At 40.5% G+C, this 20,953-nt stretch carries 16 protein-coding genes; 4 read left to right on the forward strand and 12 right to left on the reverse strand.

All coding sequences use genetic code 11. From position 1 onward, the window contains the following. Positions 1-61: 61 nt before the first annotated feature. The 3 genes from CCK98_RS29385 to CCK98_RS29395 form a co-directional block, all read right to left on the reverse strand. The gene (locus CCK98_RS29385; RefSeq protein ID WP_088089836.1) at positions 62-1,231 is read right to left on the reverse strand and encodes a substrate-binding domain-containing protein; all 1,170 of its coding nucleotides are present in this window, start codon (positions 1,229-1,231) and stop codon (positions 62-64) included. 193 nt (positions 1,232-1,424) lie between these two features. Further along, complete coding sequence (locus CCK98_RS29390) at positions 1,425-2,420, reverse strand: LacI family DNA-binding transcriptional regulator (protein WP_088089837.1); 996 nt, start codon at positions 2,418-2,420, stop codon at positions 1,425-1,427. Positions 2,421-2,622: 202 nt separating this feature from the next. Beyond that, positions 2,623-3,339, reverse strand: a complete 717-nt coding sequence (locus CCK98_RS29395) for a LytTR family DNA-binding domain-containing protein (RefSeq protein ID WP_088089838.1) — start codon at positions 3,337-3,339, stop codon at positions 2,623-2,625. A 224-nt stretch (positions 3,340-3,563) separates the two neighbouring features. Between CCK98_RS29395 and CCK98_RS29400 the strand changes: the two genes are divergently transcribed. Next, entirely contained in the window at positions 3,564-6,134 is a 2,571-nt protein-coding gene (locus CCK98_RS29400) for a substrate-binding domain-containing protein (RefSeq protein WP_088089839.1), read from the forward strand. Between the two features lie 122 nt (positions 6,135-6,256). After that, positions 6,257-6,574 (forward strand): transposase, encoded by a 318-nt coding sequence (locus CCK98_RS29405; protein WP_088089840.1) that lies wholly within the window; start codon positions 6,257-6,259, stop codon positions 6,572-6,574. A gap of 339 nt (positions 6,575-6,913) precedes the next feature. Here CCK98_RS29405 and CCK98_RS29410 read toward each other — a convergent pair whose 3' ends face one another. The 5 genes from CCK98_RS29410 to CCK98_RS29430 all read right to left on the reverse strand — a co-directional run bounded on the left by CCK98_RS29410 (position 6,914) and on the right by CCK98_RS29430 (position 12,190). Beyond that, positions 6,914-7,921 carry a MupG family TIM beta-alpha barrel fold protein gene (locus CCK98_RS29410; protein WP_088089841.1) on the reverse strand — a complete coding sequence of 336 codons (1,008 nt, stop codon included), beginning with the start codon at positions 7,919-7,921 and terminating at the stop codon, positions 6,914-6,916. After that, positions 7,918-9,279, reverse strand: a complete 1,362-nt coding sequence (locus CCK98_RS29415; protein WP_088089842.1) for a PTS transporter subunit EIIC — start codon at positions 9,277-9,279, stop codon at positions 7,918-7,920. The genes CCK98_RS29410 and CCK98_RS29415 overlap by 4 nt, the downstream gene beginning before the upstream one ends. 109 nt (positions 9,280-9,388) lie before the next feature. Beyond that, entirely contained in the window at positions 9,389-10,243 is an 855-nt protein-coding gene (locus CCK98_RS29420; RefSeq protein WP_088089843.1) for a MurR/RpiR family transcriptional regulator, read from the reverse strand. 23 nt (positions 10,244-10,266) lie between these two features. Then, entirely contained in the window at positions 10,267-11,175 is a 909-nt protein-coding gene (murQ, locus tag CCK98_RS29425) for an N-acetylmuramic acid 6-phosphate etherase (RefSeq protein WP_088089844.1), read from the reverse strand. A gap of 151 nt (positions 11,176-11,326) precedes the next feature. Continuing rightward, a complete protein-coding gene (locus CCK98_RS29430) occupies positions 11,327-12,190 on the reverse strand; it encodes a Cof-type HAD-IIB family hydrolase (protein ID WP_088089845.1) in 864 nt (287 codons plus the stop codon). Positions 12,191-12,380: 190 nt separating this feature from the next. Here CCK98_RS29430 and glcD point away from each other — a divergent pair, with 190 nt between their 5' ends. Both glcD and CCK98_RS29440 read left to right on the forward strand, forming a co-directional pair. Further along, on the forward strand, positions 12,381-13,793 hold the full coding sequence (glcD, locus tag CCK98_RS29435) for a glycolate oxidase subunit GlcD (RefSeq protein WP_088089846.1): 1,413 nt from the start codon (positions 12,381-12,383) through the stop codon (positions 13,791-13,793). Next, the gene (locus tag CCK98_RS29440) at positions 13,790-15,112 is read left to right on the forward strand and encodes a (Fe-S)-binding protein (RefSeq protein ID WP_088089847.1); all 1,323 of its coding nucleotides are present in this window, start codon (positions 13,790-13,792) and stop codon (positions 15,110-15,112) included. Before glcD ends, CCK98_RS29440 begins: the two co-directional genes overlap by 4 nt. 140 nt (positions 15,113-15,252) lie before the next feature. Here CCK98_RS29440 and CCK98_RS29445 read toward each other — a convergent pair whose 3' ends face one another. The 4 genes from CCK98_RS29445 to solA form a co-directional block, all read right to left on the reverse strand. Next, positions 15,253-16,443 (reverse strand): AraC family transcriptional regulator, encoded by a 1,191-nt coding sequence (locus tag CCK98_RS29445; protein WP_088089848.1) that lies wholly within the window; start codon positions 16,441-16,443, stop codon positions 15,253-15,255. A gap of 80 nt (positions 16,444-16,523) precedes the next feature. Continuing rightward, entirely contained in the window at positions 16,524-18,080 is a 1,557-nt protein-coding gene (hutH, locus tag CCK98_RS29450) for a histidine ammonia-lyase (protein WP_088089849.1), read from the reverse strand. 29 nt (positions 18,081-18,109) lie between these two features. Next, positions 18,110-19,489, reverse strand: coding sequence for an MFS transporter (locus CCK98_RS29455; RefSeq protein ID WP_088089850.1), 1,380 nt, complete (start codon positions 19,487-19,489; stop codon positions 18,110-18,112). Between the two features lie 232 nt (positions 19,490-19,721). Further along, complete coding sequence (solA, locus tag CCK98_RS29460) at positions 19,722-20,885, reverse strand: N-methyl-L-tryptophan oxidase (protein ID WP_256942488.1); 1,164 nt, start codon at positions 20,883-20,885, stop codon at positions 19,722-19,724. Between the last annotated feature and the right edge of the window lie 68 nt (positions 20,886-20,953).

Below are 20,953 nucleotides of genomic sequence, written 5' to 3' on the forward strand. Positions count from 1 at the left end.
GTTCACCTTCTTTTTATGTTAGAGGCTGCTTTCAAAAGCAGCCTCTATCCTTTTTTTAAAATTATTTCATCGCATTTTTTACTGTGTCAGGAGCCTCTGTTCCGTAGATTAACTTCCATTCATCTAATACATTCTCTTTCGTAACTTTGATTGATGGTGAAGCAACATACGCTGGTGCTTCTTTTCCTATTAGGGCATAGCCGGCAAGGATCGCTTGTGCTACACCTTGGTCATATGGCAGCTGTGCTCCAAGACCTTTAACAATTCCATCTTGTGCAATCGAGATTGCTACGTTTGTACCTAAGTCAACTGTTGTAACAACTAGGTCATCCCTGCCAGCCGTTCTTGCTGCAGCCATAACACCTTCAGCCGGTACATCCCATGGAGCGAAGATACCATCAATATCATGGTGTCTTGTCAACATAGCAGATGCTACTTCTTCTGCCTGATTTGGACCAGTAATCCCACTTTTTGCGACAATCTCAATATTTGGATATTTTTCTTTGATTCTTTTTTCAAAAGCATCAGAACGGTTTTTGGTTACAAAGAAGTTTACATCGTGATACACAATGCCGACTTTACCCTTTCCGCCAAGTTTTTCAGCCATAATGTCTGCTGCGGTTGCTCCGTTACCCATGTTGTCACCAGACACAATACTGATGTAATCTTTACCTGCAACTAAACCTTGTGCAGCACCATCCATGAATACTAACTTTACGCCTTGGGCAACAGCCTTTTTATAAGCTGGTGCGGTAGATACGGCATCAACTGGAACAGAGATCATAATGTCCGGCTTTTTCGCTAAAACGGTTTCGATATCATTTACTTGCTTTTCCGCTTTGAACTGTGCATCTGTTACAGCAACGATCTTGATGCCCATCTTCTTAAATGTATCCTTCATCGCACCAACTGCGGCATTCATATAGTCAGTACCAGAGTAGTGCATAACAATCGCCGCTTTATAATTACCTTCTTTAATCTTCTTTAGCTCATCTTCCGTAAGCTGCAATGTCTTAGCTGAAACGGCCTGTTCTCCGTTCGGCCCTTTATCTTGTACCGCTAAATCAGGAATCTTTGGATTGATCGTTAATGGTCCTGAAGCTATTTCTGAGTAGTTTTCATTCTTTTTCGTGCTCGCTTGTTCAGATGTAGATTTTTTTCCGCCACACCCTGCAAGAAAAACACTTAAAACAAGTAACAGTAAAACTGTAATAGAAAAACTCTTTTTCATTTGATTACCCCCACTATAGTAGTTATTTAGTTGAAGCTCGTTATTTGTCGGTACCACCTTACAATCTATAAGTGTGGCACCACCCCCTTTACAAAAATTAAAGTTTATTGAATTTTGACTAGTAATCGTTTACATTTGAGAAATTTCCTGAAATCCAAAAAATGTAAAGGATTACATGTCTTTTTAAAAATTTTTAAATACTTCTTACCGACTCCCTTACAACCAACTGGTCAGCTAAGATAATTTGCTCGCGTTTGACTTCCTCTTTGCTGATGAGCTTCATTAGTAATTCCATCGCGTTCTCGCCGATTTCGAATGCCGGCTGTGCAATCGTTGTAAGACCCGGTTCGAATATGGAGGAAAATTTCAGATTATCAAAACCTAGAACCGAAATATCCTCAGGCACATTAAGACCCTTAGATTTAATCGCTTTAATCACGCCCATTGCCATTTCATCGTTTGCAGCGAATATCGCCGTTGGGAGTTGGCCAAGGGCGAAAAACTTCATCATGAGATTAAAACCGCTATCAAATGAGAAGTCACCCTCTTGGACTAACACGGGGTCAACGATAAGGTTTTTCCTTGCCATCGCCTGATAAAATCCTTTGAGGCGGTCTCGGCTCAACACGATATCGAGAGGTCCAGTGATGCAGCCAATTCTTTCGTGTCCCAAGTCGATTAAATATTCCATTGCCTTTCTGGCACCACTGATGTTATCAATCGAAACAGTTGGGATGCTAGAGCCTTCAATATACTCACATGCCAGCACCACCGGAAACCTTCGGGCCACCTCTTCAACAGCTGCTGCATCCATTCTGGCGGTTAATAAAACCATTCCATCTGCTTTTTTTTGCTGAAGGATGTTTAAATACCCCTTTTCTCTTTCCAAATCATTGCCTGTATCGCCGAGTAAAACCTGATATCCTTTTGCAACAGCGACAGCTTCAATACCCCTTAACACCTTTGAAAAAAAGGGATTTGTAATGTCCGGGACAACGACTAGGATCGTTTTCGTTTCGAGCCTTCTTAACTGGCGTGCTAAGATATTAGGCTGATAATCCAATGCTTCAATCGCCTTTAACACTTTTTCCGTCGTTGTTTCCCTTACTGTTTCAGGCTTGGTTAATACTCGGGATACTGTTGCAGTAGAAACATTAGCCCTTTTTGCTACATCTACAATCCCAACCATCTTTGTCCTCTTTTCCTTTACTGTTTCTATACTCAGATTGTAAACGATTACAAATTTGTCGTCTAATCGCCTCCAGACAAGCTTTTTGTCCATTTGACTGTTAATTTCATTCACCCAGAAAGCCCTTTCATTCATTCGAACAAAAAATGCATTTTTTTAAAAAAAATAAGACCCAGTAATTTTTCATTACTGAGCCTTACTTTTACAACGATTTACATTTTTGCAATTCAACTAGCTTATGCTTAGAGACCCTTGCTGTTTCTTCGTAATTTTTAAAATGTGCTATATACGTTTGACCAGCCACTTCTATTCCTGTTAAATACTGCAAATTAATAATAAAAGAACGATGAGAAACAACAAATCGCGAATCAAGGAGCTCTTCGAGATTCGTTAACGCCTCATTTAATTCAATTTTTTTATCAAACGTATGAATGACGGACTTTCGTTCTGCTTTTTCAATAAAAATAATCTCGTCTAACGGAATAAAGGAATATTGATTGTACTGCTTGATCATTAAATCTTTTTTGACTGGAGCAGGAGGCGGAACCGTGCCGGTTTGCTTCGAAAGGGTTGCTGCCCGCTCTAAAGCGGAATAAAGCCTGTCCCGTTCAATCGGTTTAACAATGTAATCAATTGCATTTACTCCAAAGGCTTCCAGCGCGTATTCATCATGGCCTGTGATAAAAATAACCTGCAAGGTTGGCAGAATTTTTTTACACGATTTAACCGCTTCCATTCCGTTCAATAAAGGCATGTTAATATCAACTAACACGATGTCAGGCTTTTCCATTAACACCTTAATGATTAAATCCTCACCATTTACTGCTTCTCCGACAATTTGATAGTTCGGAACAAATTTAATCAGATGCTTTAACAATTTTCTAGATACCGCATTATCCTCTGCAATCAAAACTTTCATAAATCATCCCTCATGTAATTGAAGTTTGGTTAAAACTATTATCACATCGATTGTTACGGAACCTTTCTACGTATTAACTAGATAATATGTGAGAAAATGATGATAAATAGCCCCTTATTATTTATTTAATTTGCAATCGTTTACGAACTTTAACTACTAACAGTATAAGACAGTTAATCTAGTTAACAAAGTTTTTTTGAATCGAAAGGGATTGGTGGAGAAAAATGGAAGTCAACTATAGGGATAATTTATATAAGGAAGTTCTTCGGACCATGTCCGAATGTGTCATGATTCTTGAAAAGTCGGGGAAAATGGTTGCCTTAAATGAAAATGTAGAAAAAATACTGGGCATTAAATCAGAGTTCTTAACTAAATCCAGCTTAATGCAACTAGAATATGTTAAAGAAGACGGATCACCATTACCCTATTCCCAGTTACCAGGAATAATAACACTTAAGCACGGTATTCCTTTCCATAATTTCATATTGGGTATTAACAACGGGAATAGTTTTATAAAATGGATTTCAGTAAATTCAACACCTCTTAAAATTTGTGATAATGAAGAACAGGCTGCCCTTGTTACAATTTCTGATATCACCGAATGGAAAAATACGGAAAATGATTTGATTCGAGCTAAAGAAGAGGCAGAAAAAGCAAATATGGCCAAATCCGACTTTCTGTCTAAAATGAGTCATGAACTCCGTACACCATTGAATGGAATCCTTGGTTTTGCACAGCTATTAGAAATGGATGAAACCTTAAATAAAGAACAGGGTGATTTTGTCCAAGAAATTTTAGGTGGCGGAAGACATTTATTAAGTTTAATTAATGATATTTTGGATGTATCAAGAATAGAGACAGGCCAATTAAAAGTTTCGATTGAAGAAGTTGATCTGCTGACCATTATCAATGAATGTATCAATATCGTGCAACCGCTGGCCAAGAAAAAAAGAATCAGTATTCATAACCATTTGGATCAATGTCAAACCGTCTTCGTTATTGCCGATCCCATTCGCCTTAAGCAAATCCTTCTTAACCTTCTCGATAATGCGATTAAATATAACCGTGAAGGCGGAAAAGTCATTATTTTCTCTTATTTGAAAGGAAACGATCAATTCATTCATTTTGTGGATACTGGGGTCGGACTTTCAGTTGAAGAATATCAAAAAGTGTTTATTCCATTTTATCGAATTGAAGGGACACTAGAAGAAGGTACAGGCATTGGATTGTCTTTAGTTAAACAACTTGTCAATCTAATGGGAGGGAATATTAGTGTAATGAGTAATAAAGGAATCGGCAGTGATTTTTGCTTTAGCCTGCCGGTTCCCTATGAATTAAAGGCTGCTATAAGATGGGGGGAAGAAGTTGAATCTCCTGTCGAAAATGACCATAAGACTAATCATTACTGTTTTCTATACATTGAAGATAACCAGTCAAACTTGCACTTAGTAGAGAACATCCTAAAATCTCAACCCTCCTATACTCTTTTATTAGCTCGCACTGGAAAAGAAGGATTAGAAATGGCCGCGAAAGAAGCAGTGGATTTAATCCTGCTTGATCTTAACCTGCCGGATATCGACGGCTATAAAGTGTTCGACCTATTAAAAACAAATGAACAAACGAAAGATATTGCCGTTATTGCGGTTAGTGCGAATGCGATGCCCCAGGATATTCAATATACTTTAGACAAAGGGTTTGATAACTATGTGACAAAACCCATTCATGTAAATGAGTTTTTGACCATTGTAAGTGAGACGCTAAATAGTACGATTCATCAAAATATTCCTGAACATAGAATTTTAAGCACAGGGCCTCGTGGAGAGGAGGCTGTTTCGGCCAAAACACTTCAGTTATCTTTGAAAGACTTGAAAAAGCTTAAGGAAAAGAATTATACGGCTGCCATCGCGATGCACTATACAGACAATGATTGGGTAAGGGCTCAAATAGCAGGATTGGATGCAACTTTTAAGAAAATGGGCATTGAGGTAGCGGCTGTAACAAATGCTCAATTTAAATGGAAAAAACAAGTGGCTGATATCGAAACCATTTTAGCCAAAAAGCCTGATATTATCGTGAGTCTTCCTGTAGATCCTGTATTAACAGCAAGTGCCTTTCAAAAAGCATCTCAATCAGGTGTTAAGCTGGTATTTATGGACAATACTCCAAAGGATTTACAGCCCGGGAAGGATTATGTAAGTGTCGTTTCCGCAGACAACTTTGGAAACGGAATCGAGGCAGCTGATATTATGGCAGAGAAATTAGGCGGCAAAGGCATGATTGGAGTGATCTACCATGATGCTGATTTCTTTGTAACGAAACAAAGACTAGAAGCATTTGAAAAAACGATAAGAGAAAAGTATCCTGACATTCAAATCGTTACTCGCAGTGGTTTCAAAAGTCCAGAGGATGGGGAAAAGTTGGCTGCTGCTATGCTTGCCAGACATCAGGATTTGAATGGAATCTTTGTGGTATGGGGAGTATTGGCTGAAGGAGCATTGGATGCGGCCCGTGCCGCAGGAAGAGATAATTTGGTCATCACTACGATTGATTTAGGTGCTACTGCAGCTTTAGAAATGGCCAAAGATGGACTTATCAAGGGATTGGGCGCCCAAATGCCATACCATCAGGGAGTCGCCGAAGCAATCTTGGCAGGGTATGCGCTGCTTGGCAAACAAGCACCAGCCTATGTAGCTGTCCCTGCTCTAAAAGTAACAAAAGAAAATCTCCTTGACGCTTGGAAACTGGTTTATAACCAAGATGTTCCGGAAGCCATCCAAAAGTGCTATGATAACTAATAAAACCTACAGAGGCTTATAAAAAATGTCTCTTTCCGTAAACTTTGATGTTTTCTGTACTAATTTTTGCATACTTTAAAGACTCATTCGGACAGGTTTGGTGAATCCAAGGGCAATCCTCTATGGGACAATACCTCCACGGGAAACCGGGAAACTGTCCAATAGAAATGCACTATGGTGTTAGACTAAAATACGGACACGATAAATTGGGGATAATGCTAAAATCATCCAATTTAAAGGGCGTGTTTAGAATGGGAATACATTTTGATAAGGAGTATAAAACTCAAGCTGCTCGATTGGTAGTAGAGGAAGGAAGAAAGACGACTCAGTTGGCTGAGGAATTAGATATTTCTCCTAAACCATTGGGAAGATGGGTTAGGATTTATAGAGATCAGAAAGAAACTGGATTATTGGAAGTGGAAATGTACATCCCGATTTGAAGTTACAAAAAGATTTAGAAAAAAAATTAAGGATCTTGAAGAGGAGAATGAAATTTTAAAAAAGGCGATGCACATCTTCACGAAAAACCCGAAGTAATTTATAAGTTTATTTTACGATGAATATAGTCAAAAATCTTACTGTATATGGGTAGCTTTAGTTGAATAAGGATAAATATGAGGAAGAGCTCAGTTCAAAGAACTGTGCTTTTTTATTGTAATATACAAAAAGCACCGCAAAACGCGGCGCAATTAATTGTACATATTCACATACATTTTTTAGAGTAAATAAAGGTTTTGTGACAGGTATCAGAACCTGTTAGGGAAATCCCTTGGTTTTAATCAAACTCGAATTAGTTTTACGATGTGACCCGGTTGCAGGAAGGAAAGCAAAGGTAAATCCGCCTCCACTACCCTTCCAACCACATTAACTCGCTCATCGGACGGTAGGTCATGAAGCGTGATTTGGACCTCTCCGCGATATCGTCCATAGTGGTCATTATCAATCGTTATCGATCCGATTGGCCGTTCGACCGTATTTTCAGAGACGACCGATCCAGAACTTCGTGTATCCATGAACCGGATAACGTCACGGGAAAAATCAGGGCGAAGCCGGAACTCTCCTGTTTCAAATCCTTCGATTCTGACCGAAACCCGGTGATCACAGTCAAAATCAATTAATCGCTTAAGAAGCTCCTCACTTACCTCCGGATCGCCGATATACACATCATCGACACCCGCCTGGAACAACTCCAGCGCCGCCGGATACGGATCAACTTCACGATGCGCTTCCAAGGTGGGCAGCCCTTCAAACAGAGGGCCGCGTTTCTCACCGTCTCCTGGAATATACGCACTTACTGGAATACCATACCGTCTAAAAAGTTCATTCTGTGATTCAAAGAACGATTCAGATAAGCCCGTTTCACGCCTTGGATAGAAATTATGCCAAGCCAGCAGCTGACCAGCCTCTAAGCCGCCCTCAAGGAGAGCACGCACATCTTTCTCAAACAAAATACTGGCATTGAGAGCAAGTTTGAATTCCTTAGCCAGGGTCAAAATCGTATCATTTTCAAAAAAGTCATCCAAACGCAAACCGATTACTCCTAAGGATTTTAACGCAGATAAGCTTTCTAAGCCTAAATGGGCAGGTGTTCGTGCCGATACATCCGCATAAACCTCTAATCCAGCTTCTTTTGCTGCTTTAAGCAACGATTTCGCGCGGGCCACTAAATCTCCTGACTCTTCAGGGATGTGAAGCGAAGTAAACGCCCGCCTCACACCCATTTTTCCTGCGAGCGCAATCCGCTCTTCTGCTAAAGGGTCATTTAAATAGAAACTAATACCGATCAATCAAACTCACCGGCCATGTCATCATTGAAGCCGAATAAATAGGTGAACAAGAAACCAGCAGCATAAGAAATTAACACACCTAGCAGGTAAAGCAGGACTTGGCCAGAAACAACTAGGAAAGCAAGCGGTAAACCAGAAACCCCTACAGCAATCGTCGCTACATGGAAGACAGCCTGGAATGCACCGCCGACACCTGCACCTAAGCAGGCAGTTAAGAATGGACGGCCTAATGGTAAGGTCACACCGAAAATAAGCGGTTCGCCAATTCCAAGAATTCCTGCAGGCAGCCCCCCGCCAATTGCTCTTTTTAAGCGTTTTTTCTTCGTTTTAAAGTAAATCGCAAACGCAGCGCCGACTTGTGCGGCACCACCCATAGCCAAGATTGGCAGAAGCGGGTCATTTCCAAGCGTATTAATTAACTCCAAGTGAATTGGTGTTAATCCTTGATGTAAACCAGTGACAACGAGCGGCAGGAAGGTTGCACCAAGCACAAAGCCAGCCACGACACCACCCACATCAAGCAGCGAAGTTAATCCTTTTGTAATCGCATCTGAAACGAAACCACCAAGCGGCATAAAAACAAGATAAGTTACAATACCAGTAAACAATAAAGCAACCGTTGGCGTGATAAACAGGTCAAGCGATTGTGGAACATAACGACGAACTCGTTTTTCGACAAGGGCAATAAAGATGGCGGCAAATAAAACTCCAATTAAACCGCCGCGCCCAGGAAGTAAGGCGGTTTCAAACAATTTGATTCCTGCAACAGCTGGGTTAATGATTAGAATACCGGCAATCGCCCCAAGTGCGGGTGAACCACCGAATTCTTTCGCTGCATTGGTACCAACTAAAATGCCAAGGTAACCAAATAAACCGCTTCCAATTACGGACAAGATGGTTGCCAGTTGGGAATCTGCTGCTAACCATCCCGCTTGGACGATCGCTTTGGTGATCCCTGTAATCAATCCAGAAGCGACAAGTGCTGGGATTAATGGAATGAAAATACTTGAGATTTTTCGTAAAAATAGCTTAAATGGCGTGGCATTCTTTTTGTTAATTTCAGCCTTTTTGCTGGCTGCCTTTTCTTTCAAATCGATTCCGCCAGCCGCATCTATCAATCTGCCAAACTCTTCTGTCACCCTGTTTACTTTTCCTGGGCCTAAGATAATTTGGAGCGTTTCTTCTTCTACAACTCCCATGACTCCGTCTATTTTCTTAATGGCAGCTTGGTTGACAATCGAATCATCCTTCGGTGTCACACGAAGTCTTGTCATACAATGAGTATAATTTTCAATATTCGCTGGGCCGCCTAATTGTTCAAGAATCTTTTCTGCTAAAATTTTATTCTCTCCAGCCATGCTAATTCCCCTTCTCTCTGTTGTTTTTTCAAAAGTGAACTTCTTATTCCAAGTCAGTAATGCAGGACGATAAGAGATGGAATGGTGTTCACATCACCTCCTGAAAGGACTATTTCCCTTCTTTAATAAACCGGATCGCTTCTCTTGTTTTATCAATGGAATGAATCGTATCCTCATATTGAACGGTTGCCATCGATAAAAACAAAATATCCATGATATATAACTGCGCAAGGCGTGATGAAGTGGCTGCACTTCGAAACGGAGCCTCTCCTGAATAGGCGGTAAACAACTTAATATCTGCCAAAGCAGAGACCGATGATTGCCCATATTTCGTTAAACTAATTGTTTTAACGCCGCGCTCTTTTGCGAGTGCCATAACTTTAATCACCTCAGGTGTCTCTCCTGAGTGGGAAATTCCAAACACCAGATCATCCTTATTGGCATTGGCAATCAATGTAGCAACAAGATGTGTATCCGAAAAAGCGGTTGCGTTTTTATGAACTCTAAGGAGTTTTTGCTGTGCGTCCCTAGCGATAATATTTGAAGCCCCAATTCCAAAAAAATGAACATTTTGAGCAGTCGACAAGGTGTGAACAGCACGTTCCAATTCGTCATAATTGATCATCTCTTCCGAGTCGCGGATGCTTTGGATACTATTACTTGTTGTCTTCTGAGCGATAGAGAAAAAAGATTCACCAGGCTCGATGTCACGGTACCCTTGTTCAACTGGTTTCACTAGATCCCCAGCAATTCGTACTTTTAAATCTTGAAAACCGTTTAAGCCCAAGGACTTACACAGCCGAATCACAGCAGCACCACTTGTATTAGCCTGCAATCCGATGTCATGAACTGTACTGTTTAAAATCGCTTGAGGATTATCAAGAATAAATTCAGCAATTTTCCGCTCGGAAGCCGGAAGCTGTTCCAGCATATTTTGAATCATTTTTAATCCGCCTGCTGCCACACCAATGACCACCTTTTTTAAAATTACTCTGCCACGTTTTGGATTGCTTTTTTTACATAGCCATTCGCTTCTGTTAATAATCGTTCTGCTTCTTGTTTATTTCTATTCGTTTTTATCATGACGATTGCCGTTTTAACTTGTAGATTTGATGCCTCTAGTGTTTCCAAAGCCTGTTCATAGGAAACCCCAGTAATTTTACGGATGATGCCGATCGCTCGTTCCTTCAATTTTTGGTTGCTGACATGAACATCTACCATTAAATTCTCATAGGCTTTTCCTAAAAGAATCATTGATGAAGTTGAAATCATGTTCAAAATCATTTTATGGGCGGTCCCTGATTTCAAGCGAGTCGAACCAGTTAGTACCTCTGGACCGACAATCACTTCGATGCTTTGGTCGGCTTCCTTACTAATCGCTGCATTTTTATTGCAGGAAAGAGCAACGGTTTTCGCTCCAATGCTTCGTGCATATCGAAGTGCACCTATCACATAAGGTGTCCGCCCGCTGGCCGCAATACCAATAACGGTATCATCTTTTGTCAGGCCCAATTCCTTCAAATCAGCTACACCAAGATCAGGCTGATCCTCTGCTCCTTCGACTGCTTTCAAAAAGGCGCCTTCTCCTCCTGCCATAATCCCTTGGACCATTTCAGTGTCCGTGCTGAAGGTAGGCGGACATTCGACTGCATCTAGAACTCCTAATCTTCCGCTCGTGCCTGCACCTAAATAAATGAGGCGCCCGCCGTTTTTAAAGGATTCAAACACAAATTGAACCGCTGCCTCCACATCTGGTAACACATCCTTAACCGCTAGTGCGACCAGTTGATCTTGCTCATTCATGATTCGTAATATATCGATTGGACTTGCTGTATCTATTTGCATCGACTGTTCATTTCGCGATTCTGTCGTTAATAATTCAAGATTTTCTGCCATTGTATTGTTATCCTCCTGTAAGTCTTTTCTGAGGTGAAAACGGTTACCCGCACATTTATTATATAATCTTTGAAATAACATTTCAATATTTTTATTAAAATAATGAAATGTTATTTCAAAACACTATTGTACTGAAATGTTTATTTGGACATTATTCAAGCAAATAGCGGCGGATCGCCTTAGCAACACCAACTTCATTATTCGTACCAGTCACCTGATCCGCTAACAGTCTCACCTTTTCGGGCGCATTTCCCATCGCAATTCCAAGGCCAGCAGCCGAGAGCATGAGGGCGTCATTGTAATTATCACCAATCGCAGCCGTTTGAGAGAGTGGAATCTTCAGCTGCTCGGTCAGTTTCATAAGGGCAGACGCCTTTGTCACACCAGTGGGGGTAATTTCTAAATTAACAAAGTTAAAACTGCTGCTAATTTCCATATCGACGCTCTGTTCCTTCAGACGTTTGGTGAAATCATCCAGCTTGTTCCCATCATCAAAGACAGCAATTTTTGTAATGTTCGGCTTCTGTTCCTTTACGTATCGGTAAAAGTCCTCAACCACTTTCACCTGACATTTTTCTCGAAAACTTTGACAATGCTGACGTTCTCCCCCTGATTTTTCAAGGGTAGGGATGTTGTTTTCAATCCAGTTCTCGTTCCATTTATTCACCTGTGGGACCAGGAGAATATCCCCTTCGTAAAAGTGGGCATAGATACCCTCCGCCTCACATAATTCCCAAAAGCTCAACAGCGGCTCGTATTGAAAAACTGATTGCTCGCTGACCTCACCATTTTCATCGATTAGAATCGACCCATTGTAAGCAATGATCGGCTCACCCTCAAGGCCAATCGTACGTGCAATCCATTGGGTTGAAAGCGGGGAACGCCCGCTGCAAATTACGACTTTCCCCCCTCGTTTGCGGTATTCGTGGATTGCCTCAATCGTTTCCACATCAATCTCTTTTTGATCATTTAATAACGTGCCGTCTAAGTCCGTCGCTAATAGTCGATATTTCACCTATTAATTCCCCTTTGTAATTTTATTTTATTTTTAATATAATATTACTGAAATTTAATTTCAAATTATAATGGTGCCTGACACCACTTTTTTAGGACAACAATTTATATAATATTCTGATTTCCAAACAAGAATCACCTATACTGTAAGAAACATTAAAATAGACAAAACAATGAAACGGGGAAACCAAATGCTCTCGAATACAGTAAAAGAAAAACTAATTTCCATTGTAACCAAGGAAAAATTTGATGATTCCCAAGTCGAACGCTTAGTTTACTCATATGATGCCACACCGAACTTCCAGTCGATGCCTGATGCGGTCATCAGCCCGAGGAATACAGCAGAAGTTTCTCAAATCCTAAAGGTATGTAATGAACATAAGGTTCCGATTGTTCCGCGCGGTTCCGGGACCAACCTTTGTGCTGGGACATGCCCAACCGAGGGCGGGATTGTCCTGCTTTTTAAGCATATGAACCAAATCCTCGAAATTGACGAGGAAAATTTAACCGTCACCGTTCAACCTGGTGTCATTACCCTTGATATGATTAATAAGGTAGAAGAAAAAGGGCTGTTCTATCCGCCCGATCCAAGCTCGATGAAGATTTCGACGATTGGCGGAAATATCAATGAAAACTCCGGTGGGTTGCGCGGGCTTAAATACGGGGTGACACGCGATTATGTCATCGCCCTTGAAGTCGTTATGCCAAATGGCGACATCATCAGGACCGGTGGAAAGCTGGCAAAGGATGTTGCTGGCTATGACTTAACCCGGCTGTTTGTTGGATCTGAAGGCACGCTCGTTGTCATTACCGAGGCCACACTCAAATTGATTCCGATGCCGGAGACGAAACAAACGATGCTTGCCCTTTACCAAGATCTATCCGCTGCCGCAAACTCTGTTTCAAAAATCATTGCTAATAAAATCATTCCCACGACACTGGAGTTTCTTGACCAGCCAACCTTAAAGGTGGTCGAGGAATTTGCTCAAATCGGACTGCCTACCGATGTAAAGGCCGTTCTTCTAATCGAGCAGGACGGTCCGCCCGAAGTGGTCGAGCGTGATTTAATCAAAATGGCTGAAATTTGTAAGAACGAAAAAGCGATTTCGATTCAAGTCGCCGCTTCTGAGGAAGAAGCTGATGCACTAAGAACTGCACGACGTGCCGCACTTTCTGCGATTGCTCGCTTAAAACCGACGACGATACTCGAGGACGCAACGGTTCCAAGGTCAGAAATTGCCAATATGGTGCAGGCGATCAATGAGATAACTGAAAAATACCAACTGACCATTTGTACGTTTGGCCACGCCGGAGATGGAAACCTCCATCCAACCTGTGCAACAGATGCAAGAAATCATGAAGAAATGGAACGGGTCGAAAAAGCTTTTGAGGAAATTTTTGAAAAAGCGATTGATTTGGGCGGAACGATTACCGGGGAACATGGCGTCGGCGCGATGAAAGCCCCCTACCTTGAATGGAAATTGAAAGCAGAAGGAATTGCCGCGATGAAATCTATTAAACTAGCGTTTGACCCAAATAACATCATGAATCCTGGGAAGGTTTTTGCCAAAGACAGCAAGAAACGCGTGGTGATTACAAGATGACAACCGTGAAAGAAAAGCAAACGATTCAAGAACAATTTAAAGCGCGGATGAACGAAGATGAACTGCTCAACTGTATGCGCTGCGGCTTTTGTCTGCCAACCTGTCCGACCTATATTGAATCAGGCTACAAAGAATCTCATTCTCCAAGAGGCCGGATCGCACTAATGAAGGCTGTTGTGGATGGGCTGATTGAGCCGGATGAGGATTTTGAGCGCTCGCTTGAACTCTGTCTTGGCTGCCGTGCCTGTGAACCGGTCTGTCCATCCGGCGTGAATTATGGCCATTTACTCGAAGAGGCAAGGGACATTATCCATCAAAACAAAAAGCACTCTCTGCCAGCGCAGGTTGTCAGGAAAACCGTGTTTCAAGGGCTGTTCCCGCACCAGAACCGGATGCGCGGGGTGGTCGGTTTAATCGGATTTTATCAGCGCTCCGGCATTCAAACGATTGCCCGAAAAATCGGCTTTTTAGGACTTTTACCAAACCAATTAACGGCAATGGAAAAAGTATTGCCTGAAGTGCCAACGATGAAAGAGATGAAAAATCGGCCCACTTATTTGCCTGCAATCGCTGAAAAGGTACACAGAGTTGCTTTTTTCAGCGGCTGTTTAATGGACACGATGTTCCTAAAGTCCAACGATGCCACCATGAAGCTGCTGCAAAAAGCCGGCTGTGAGGTCGTGATTCCGCAAAATCAAGCATGCTGCGGAGCGCTCCATGGTCATAGTGGTGAAAAAGAAACAGCAAAAGACCTAGCCAAACGAAATATTAGGGCCTTTGAGGATCTTCAAGTTGATTTCATCATTACCAATGCAGGCGGGTGCGGCGCCTTCTTAGTAGATTATGATCATTTACTGAAAGATGAACCTGCTTGGAAAGACCGCGCCAGAGAATTTAAGGAAAAGATAAAGGATATTTCCGAAATATTAGCAGCCGTCGATTTTCATAAAAAGGTACCATTGAAACTTCCTGCGCAGGTGATCACCTACCAGGATTCTTGCCATCTAAGAAATGGCATGAAAACAGCCGCCGCACCAAGAAGACTCCTTCAAGCCATCCAAGGGGCAGAATATAAAGAAATGAAGGATGCCGATCGCTGCTGCGGTTCAGCCGGGATTTATAATATTGTCGAATCAGAGATGTCGATGGTAATGCTCGACGCAAAAATGATTGAGGCCAAAGCGACACACGCAACGACGATTGTCACCGCAAATCCAGGTTGCTTATTACAGATGCAGCTTGGCATTGAACGGGAAGGCTTATCCTCTACCATGCGTGCGGTCCATATCGTGGACTTATTAGTTGAAGCGATGAAATAAGTCTGCTCCATTAAAAAAGGATTTTCAAGTACTGTACTTCAAATTTATACCTTGAGTTGATATAAAATAGAAAAGGCAGAACCGCTTTTGAGAAGCTGTTCTGCCTTTATACTGTTTGGCGATAAAAATAATAGTTCCATTCAATTTCTTGCTAATCGATAATCTGAAGGACTAAACTGCATATATTTTTTAAACATGCGGCTAAAATAATTGGCATCATGGAAACCTATTTTGGCAGCAATCTCACTTATTGGTAAATCAGTCATTTCTAAATACGACAAAGACATGTCAATTCTCATTCGATTTAAATAATCAATCAAACTAATCCCTACTTCTTTCTTAAACAAATGACTAAAATGATGCCGACTCAAACAACAATATTGTGCTATTTCAATCAGCGAAATACTCTTCTGATGGTGTTCTTTAATATAACCGATAGCTTGTTGAATTACAGGACTTACTTCATTTAAATGCGTGTTTACTGATTGCTCGGTAAGCCAAACCGCATATTCACAAACCTGATTGACAGATTTATCGTAACGAATAATATGATACAAGTTTTGAATAAAATTAGTATTATTTGAATGGATGGTTATTGCATTTGCACCTGAATCTATCACCCGTTTAGACAATAATAAGACGATGGACACTACTTCTGTTTTGAAAATATCCTCATTAAAATGACTAGCCACAGCTAATTTTTCTAGGAGGCGTTTCAAATTTTGAATGGTCCCTTCTACATCCCCAATTTTAACAAGTGCCAGCAGCTCTGCCTTTTCTTCATTAAACGGATTGATTACTGGCTCCTCGTTATTTCGTTTCATCTCACAATGAAAGATTAATTGATTCCCTTGAAAAAAGCGGCCTGACATGGATTTCCTTGCTTCTAAAAACGATTGGTAAAGCGCATATGGATCCTGATAATATCTACCAATCCCTATGGATACTGACAGTTCAATAGAATTAGTAGCAAGTTGGATTTCTTTTGCCATATGAACCATTTTTCTATTAAACTCATTTACTGAATCCTGTTCCTCTAATTCTAAAAGAAGAGCTAGAACTCCCTCTTCAACCCAATTCCAAAGAAAAGGAATACGTACGGTTTCCTCAATTTTTCCCACTAGCTGCTGGCCAACTTTTTTTCTCCACTCCAAAGAATTCCCGCTTGCGCTTGCTATATCTGGATAACGATCGATGGAAATAATCATAACTAAATGTGGATGAATAGAAATCCCAAATTTTTGTTGTAACTCTGCAAATGTCCCTTCATGAACAAGCGTTCCAGAGAGTAGAAGATGCGAAAAAGCAGCTCTGATTGGATCTTGCTTCATAATCATTCCCCTCGTTCATCCTGTCTTTCTAAGTTAAAGAAAAAGAAGAAGCTTCCTGTGGCTTCCTCCTTTAACAATTACTATTCTATTTCTCCAATCAACTTTTCGACAAGTGTTACGATTTCTCCTTCTTGGATTTGCTGGAAAATAATCTCTATATCAGGATGAAAAAATCGGTCCTCTTGGACAGTTGGTACTTTCTCTCGTATAAACTGATGGACTTTTCCAGTGACGATTGATGGATTCAATGAGTCGTAGAAATCTAAAGCCTGCGTACCAAGCATCAGTTCAATCGCTAAAATGTATTGAAGTTTCTTTGAAATTTGATAGGCTTTTTTAGCAGCAAAATAAGCAAAACTCACCACATCTTCTTGATTCGCAGAAGTAGGGACATTATCAATGGTAGCTGGATGAGAAAGAACTCTGATTTCATTTAATAATCCGGCAGCCGTATATTGGGGAATCATATAGCCATTATTCAAACCGGGATTTGCAACTAAGAAGTTTGGTAGTTCACTTACATGATAATTCACTAATCGATCAATCCGACGTTCAGCTATCTTCCCTAAGTTAGCCATCGCGATACACATGGAATCTGCATCCATTCCAATGAAGGAGCCATCGAAGTTTCCTCCCATAAGAGCAATTCCATCATCACCTTCAGGCCAGATAATTGGATTATCACAGGTCGACTTCATTTCATTCATTAAGTTATCCAAAGTATTTTTCAATACCTTCTTTACGGCACCATGGACTTGTGGAATACAGCGTAGACTTAGAGCATCTTGTAATCGATAATCTTTGTACTGATCAACAATTTCACTACCACTCAGAATTCTCACTAAATTTCGAGCTGTTTTCCCCTGTTCCTCATGTTTTTTTACGGAATGGAGGCGAGGATCAAAAGCTTTTATGGTTCCTTTTAACGACTCAAACGACATAGCTCCCGAAATATCTGCGGTCTTTACAGCTTGAATTGCATTGTATAAGGCGAGAGCTGCAAACGCTGTAACGGAAGTTGTACCATTTATGAGGGCTAGTCCCTCTTTACAACCTAATATAACTGGCTTTAATCCTGCTTTCTCTAACGCATCACAACCTGATAGGAGTTCACCGTTATACCACGCTTTTCCTTCACCCATTAATACTAAAGCGATGTGGGCTTCAGGAGAAAGATAGGCCACTGAACCATCACCGGGAACAATCGGTAATATATCATGATTTAATAATCCGGCCATAAGTTCTAAAACCTCTAAACTAACTCCTGAAAATCCATGCCCTAAATGGTTTAGGATCATTAGCTGAATCGCTCTAACCACTTCTCTTTCCAGTGGCTCTCCGACAGAAACCGCATGAGATCGAACAATATTTCGTTGTAGTATTTCTGCATCGTTCTTCGAAATCACTTCTGTTACATTACTGCCAAATCCGGTTGTCACTCCATAAATCGCGCGCTCTTCTTGTAAAAACTTTTCTATCAATCCTCGTGATGCTTTTACCCTGTTACAATACGTTTCTGTAAATGAAACTATTGCTGAATATCTAGCAACAGCGATCACCTCATGAAGCGAAAGCTCATGATCTCCAAGAATAACCTCTTTTATATCCTTTGGGTGTAAGTATTCATTCTTGATCATCTAAAACACCTCTTTATTCAAAATAAAGCTTATGATAAATTTCTTTTGCTTGAAAGCGAAGAATCTATGATTGGAGAGTTCCCCGTTTCAAGTTCTGGTTTATTAACATCACTTATCGATAGATACTTTGTTTCTGGTGCCCATGCGATCGATACAATTGTTCCAATCAACAGTATAACACTCATCGCAATCATCGATGGTCCCATCCCCCATGAACTAACACTAACTGGTAACAGAAAGGTTCCAATAGCAGAACCAATTCGGCTGACAGCAGTAGTTACGCCGACACCTGTGCCACGAATTTCTGTAGGGAAAAGTTCTGCAGGATACACTAATGTAAGATTTGATGCCGCAGACATAACAAAAGTAAAGGTAGCAAAGATTATGATCGCAAACGTTTGCGCATCCTTAGGCAATACACTTAACAAAAATAAAGAAATGGTAAGAATGATAAAGGTAGAAATCGTGAAGCTTCTTCGCGTAAGCTTTTCCGTACACCAAACTCCAACGATCGATCCAACTAGCAGGAAAATGTTCAGTTGCATATCAACACTAAACGTTTCTTCAAATCCCATTTTACTTAATATCGTAGGCAGAAAGGTATAGATGGCGAAATATGGAACAACCTGACATAAATAAAATAAAGATCCAAAGGTTGTCCGTTTCCAAAGATGTTTACTGAAAAGATCGACCGTACGGAAGGCTGTTTTGGAATTTTCTTTAATCGTTTCATCCAGGATGGCATTGGGCCCAATATATTTTCTAACGATGGCACGAGCCTCTTCCACACGCCCCATTTTAATTAACCAGAGTGGCGATTCTGGAGTTCCCAGACGCAAGATTAACACAATAAAAGCGGGAATCGCAGCACTAACAAGCATCCATCGCCAAGAATCCGGTCCTGATTTTTGTAAATAGAAACCTACTAGATTTGAAACGACATAACCGACTGTCCATAGTACATTTAAAGAAGAAAGCAATAATCCTCTATACTTTCTAGGGGCAAACTCAGCTAGTAAAGTTGATCCAACAGCGTAGTCTCCTCCTAATGCAATACCGATCAATAAGCGTAAAATGAATAACGTCCATGGATCATTGACAAAAAACTGTAAAGCAGAGGCAATCGTAATAATCAGAAAGTTAGCTAAGTAGATTTTTTGTCTGCCAATGCGATCAGATAACCCACCTAGAAATAGGCTCCCAAAAAAGAGACCAATTAAAGCCGAGCTTCCGATTAATCCTTCCCATATAGGTCCAAGTTTCATTTCAGGTCCTAATAATGAAAGCGCCATTCCAATAATCCCTAAAGCAAAACCATCTGAAAAATTAGAACCGAAAGTAAGTGCAGTAATACGAAGATGAAATTTATTAAGCGGGGCATCATCCATTAAATATTTTTGATTGCTCATAAAAAACTCCTTTTCACTGTTTTTTAATTTTTCAGATAAATATTTTTAAAAAAAATAACTTAATTGCCTTTCATCTTTATTAAAGCGTTTACACTTTATCTAACTAAATTATAATGTTTTGAAATAAAGAAGGCTCTAGATAATCATTCGAACTATTAGCACAATGTTGCTATTGTAAAGTAATTATATGTGCATAAAAAGGAGGGAAACCGCATTTAAGGTTCCCCTCTTATTAATTTGTAAATTCATTTGAAAATCGATGAAGTGAAAACAGGGAGATATCATAATTTGTTTTACCTTCAGTAACTAGATTACCTATTATTTCTCCTATGACGCTAGCAAATTTAAAGCCATGTCCTGAAAAACCAGCCGCTATAATAACATTTGAAAGTATAGGGTGACGGTCAATAATAAAATGCTCATCAGGAGTAAGTGTATAAAGACATGTTTTACCTTTAATCAGGGGACCATTGGCTTTTGGTAGATACTTTTTAATAAAGTTTCGAGCCTCATCCTCATCTGATGAATTGACACCGTATTCCCGATTGAAAAAATCCGGATCTACCTTTTCGCCACCATCATGTCTTCCGATTTTTAACCCACTTCCATTGATATTTGGAAAGCCATAATAATGTTCATCTAATAAATCAATCGTGAAAGCTGGAAATCGACTGGAATCATAAAGAAAATCATCACATTCAAACCATGAGACTGTTTTCCGTGTCGGCTGAAGAGGAATGTCTAATCCTGTTCCCTCGAGGATTTTTCCTGTCCAAGCTCCCGAACAGACAACCACATAATCAGCAACATATTGCTCGCTATTTGTTTGTACAATGGCACCTTCACCAAACTTTTCAATTTTCTCCACTTTTGTAAATGGCACCAATGTCATCCCATTCGCTAAGCCAAGTCGGCGATAGGCTCGAATACATTCTTCACTAAATAACACTCCTGAATTTTTTTCCAAACATCCAATCGATCTTTCTGGTAAATTGAAGCCTGGCCACCGAACATTTATCTCATCACTTGATAGTACTTCAAGAGGTAAAGAAAATTCTCTTGCACTTTTGACAACTTCCTCGATAAATAAAGAGCCCTCTGCACCGACACACAATACTCCTGTAGGTGAAAACAAATCCATTCCTGATTCTTGTTCTAATTCTCGCCATAATGCTTGAGCTCGGAGTGCAAGCGGAACATATTTCCTTCCTTCTCCATAGGCATGGCGAATGATTCTAGTATCCCCATGATGGCTGCCCAAGCTATGGGGGGGATCATTAGAATCTAGTAATAATGTCCTTTTTCCAAGCTTCGATAAATTATACCCTGCAGCCATGCCCATAGACCCTGCGCCTACAATAATCACATCATAGTGGTCCATCAAACGATCACGCATCCTTCCATTCACCTTTTTAAGTATAAAATAATAATAACAGAAATTTCTTTCTTATATAGAAGAAATTC

The sequence above is a fragment of the Bacillus sp. OV166 genome (assembly GCF_900177675.1).
Lineage (GTDB): Bacteria > Bacillota > Bacilli > Bacillales > Cytobacillaceae > Neobacillus.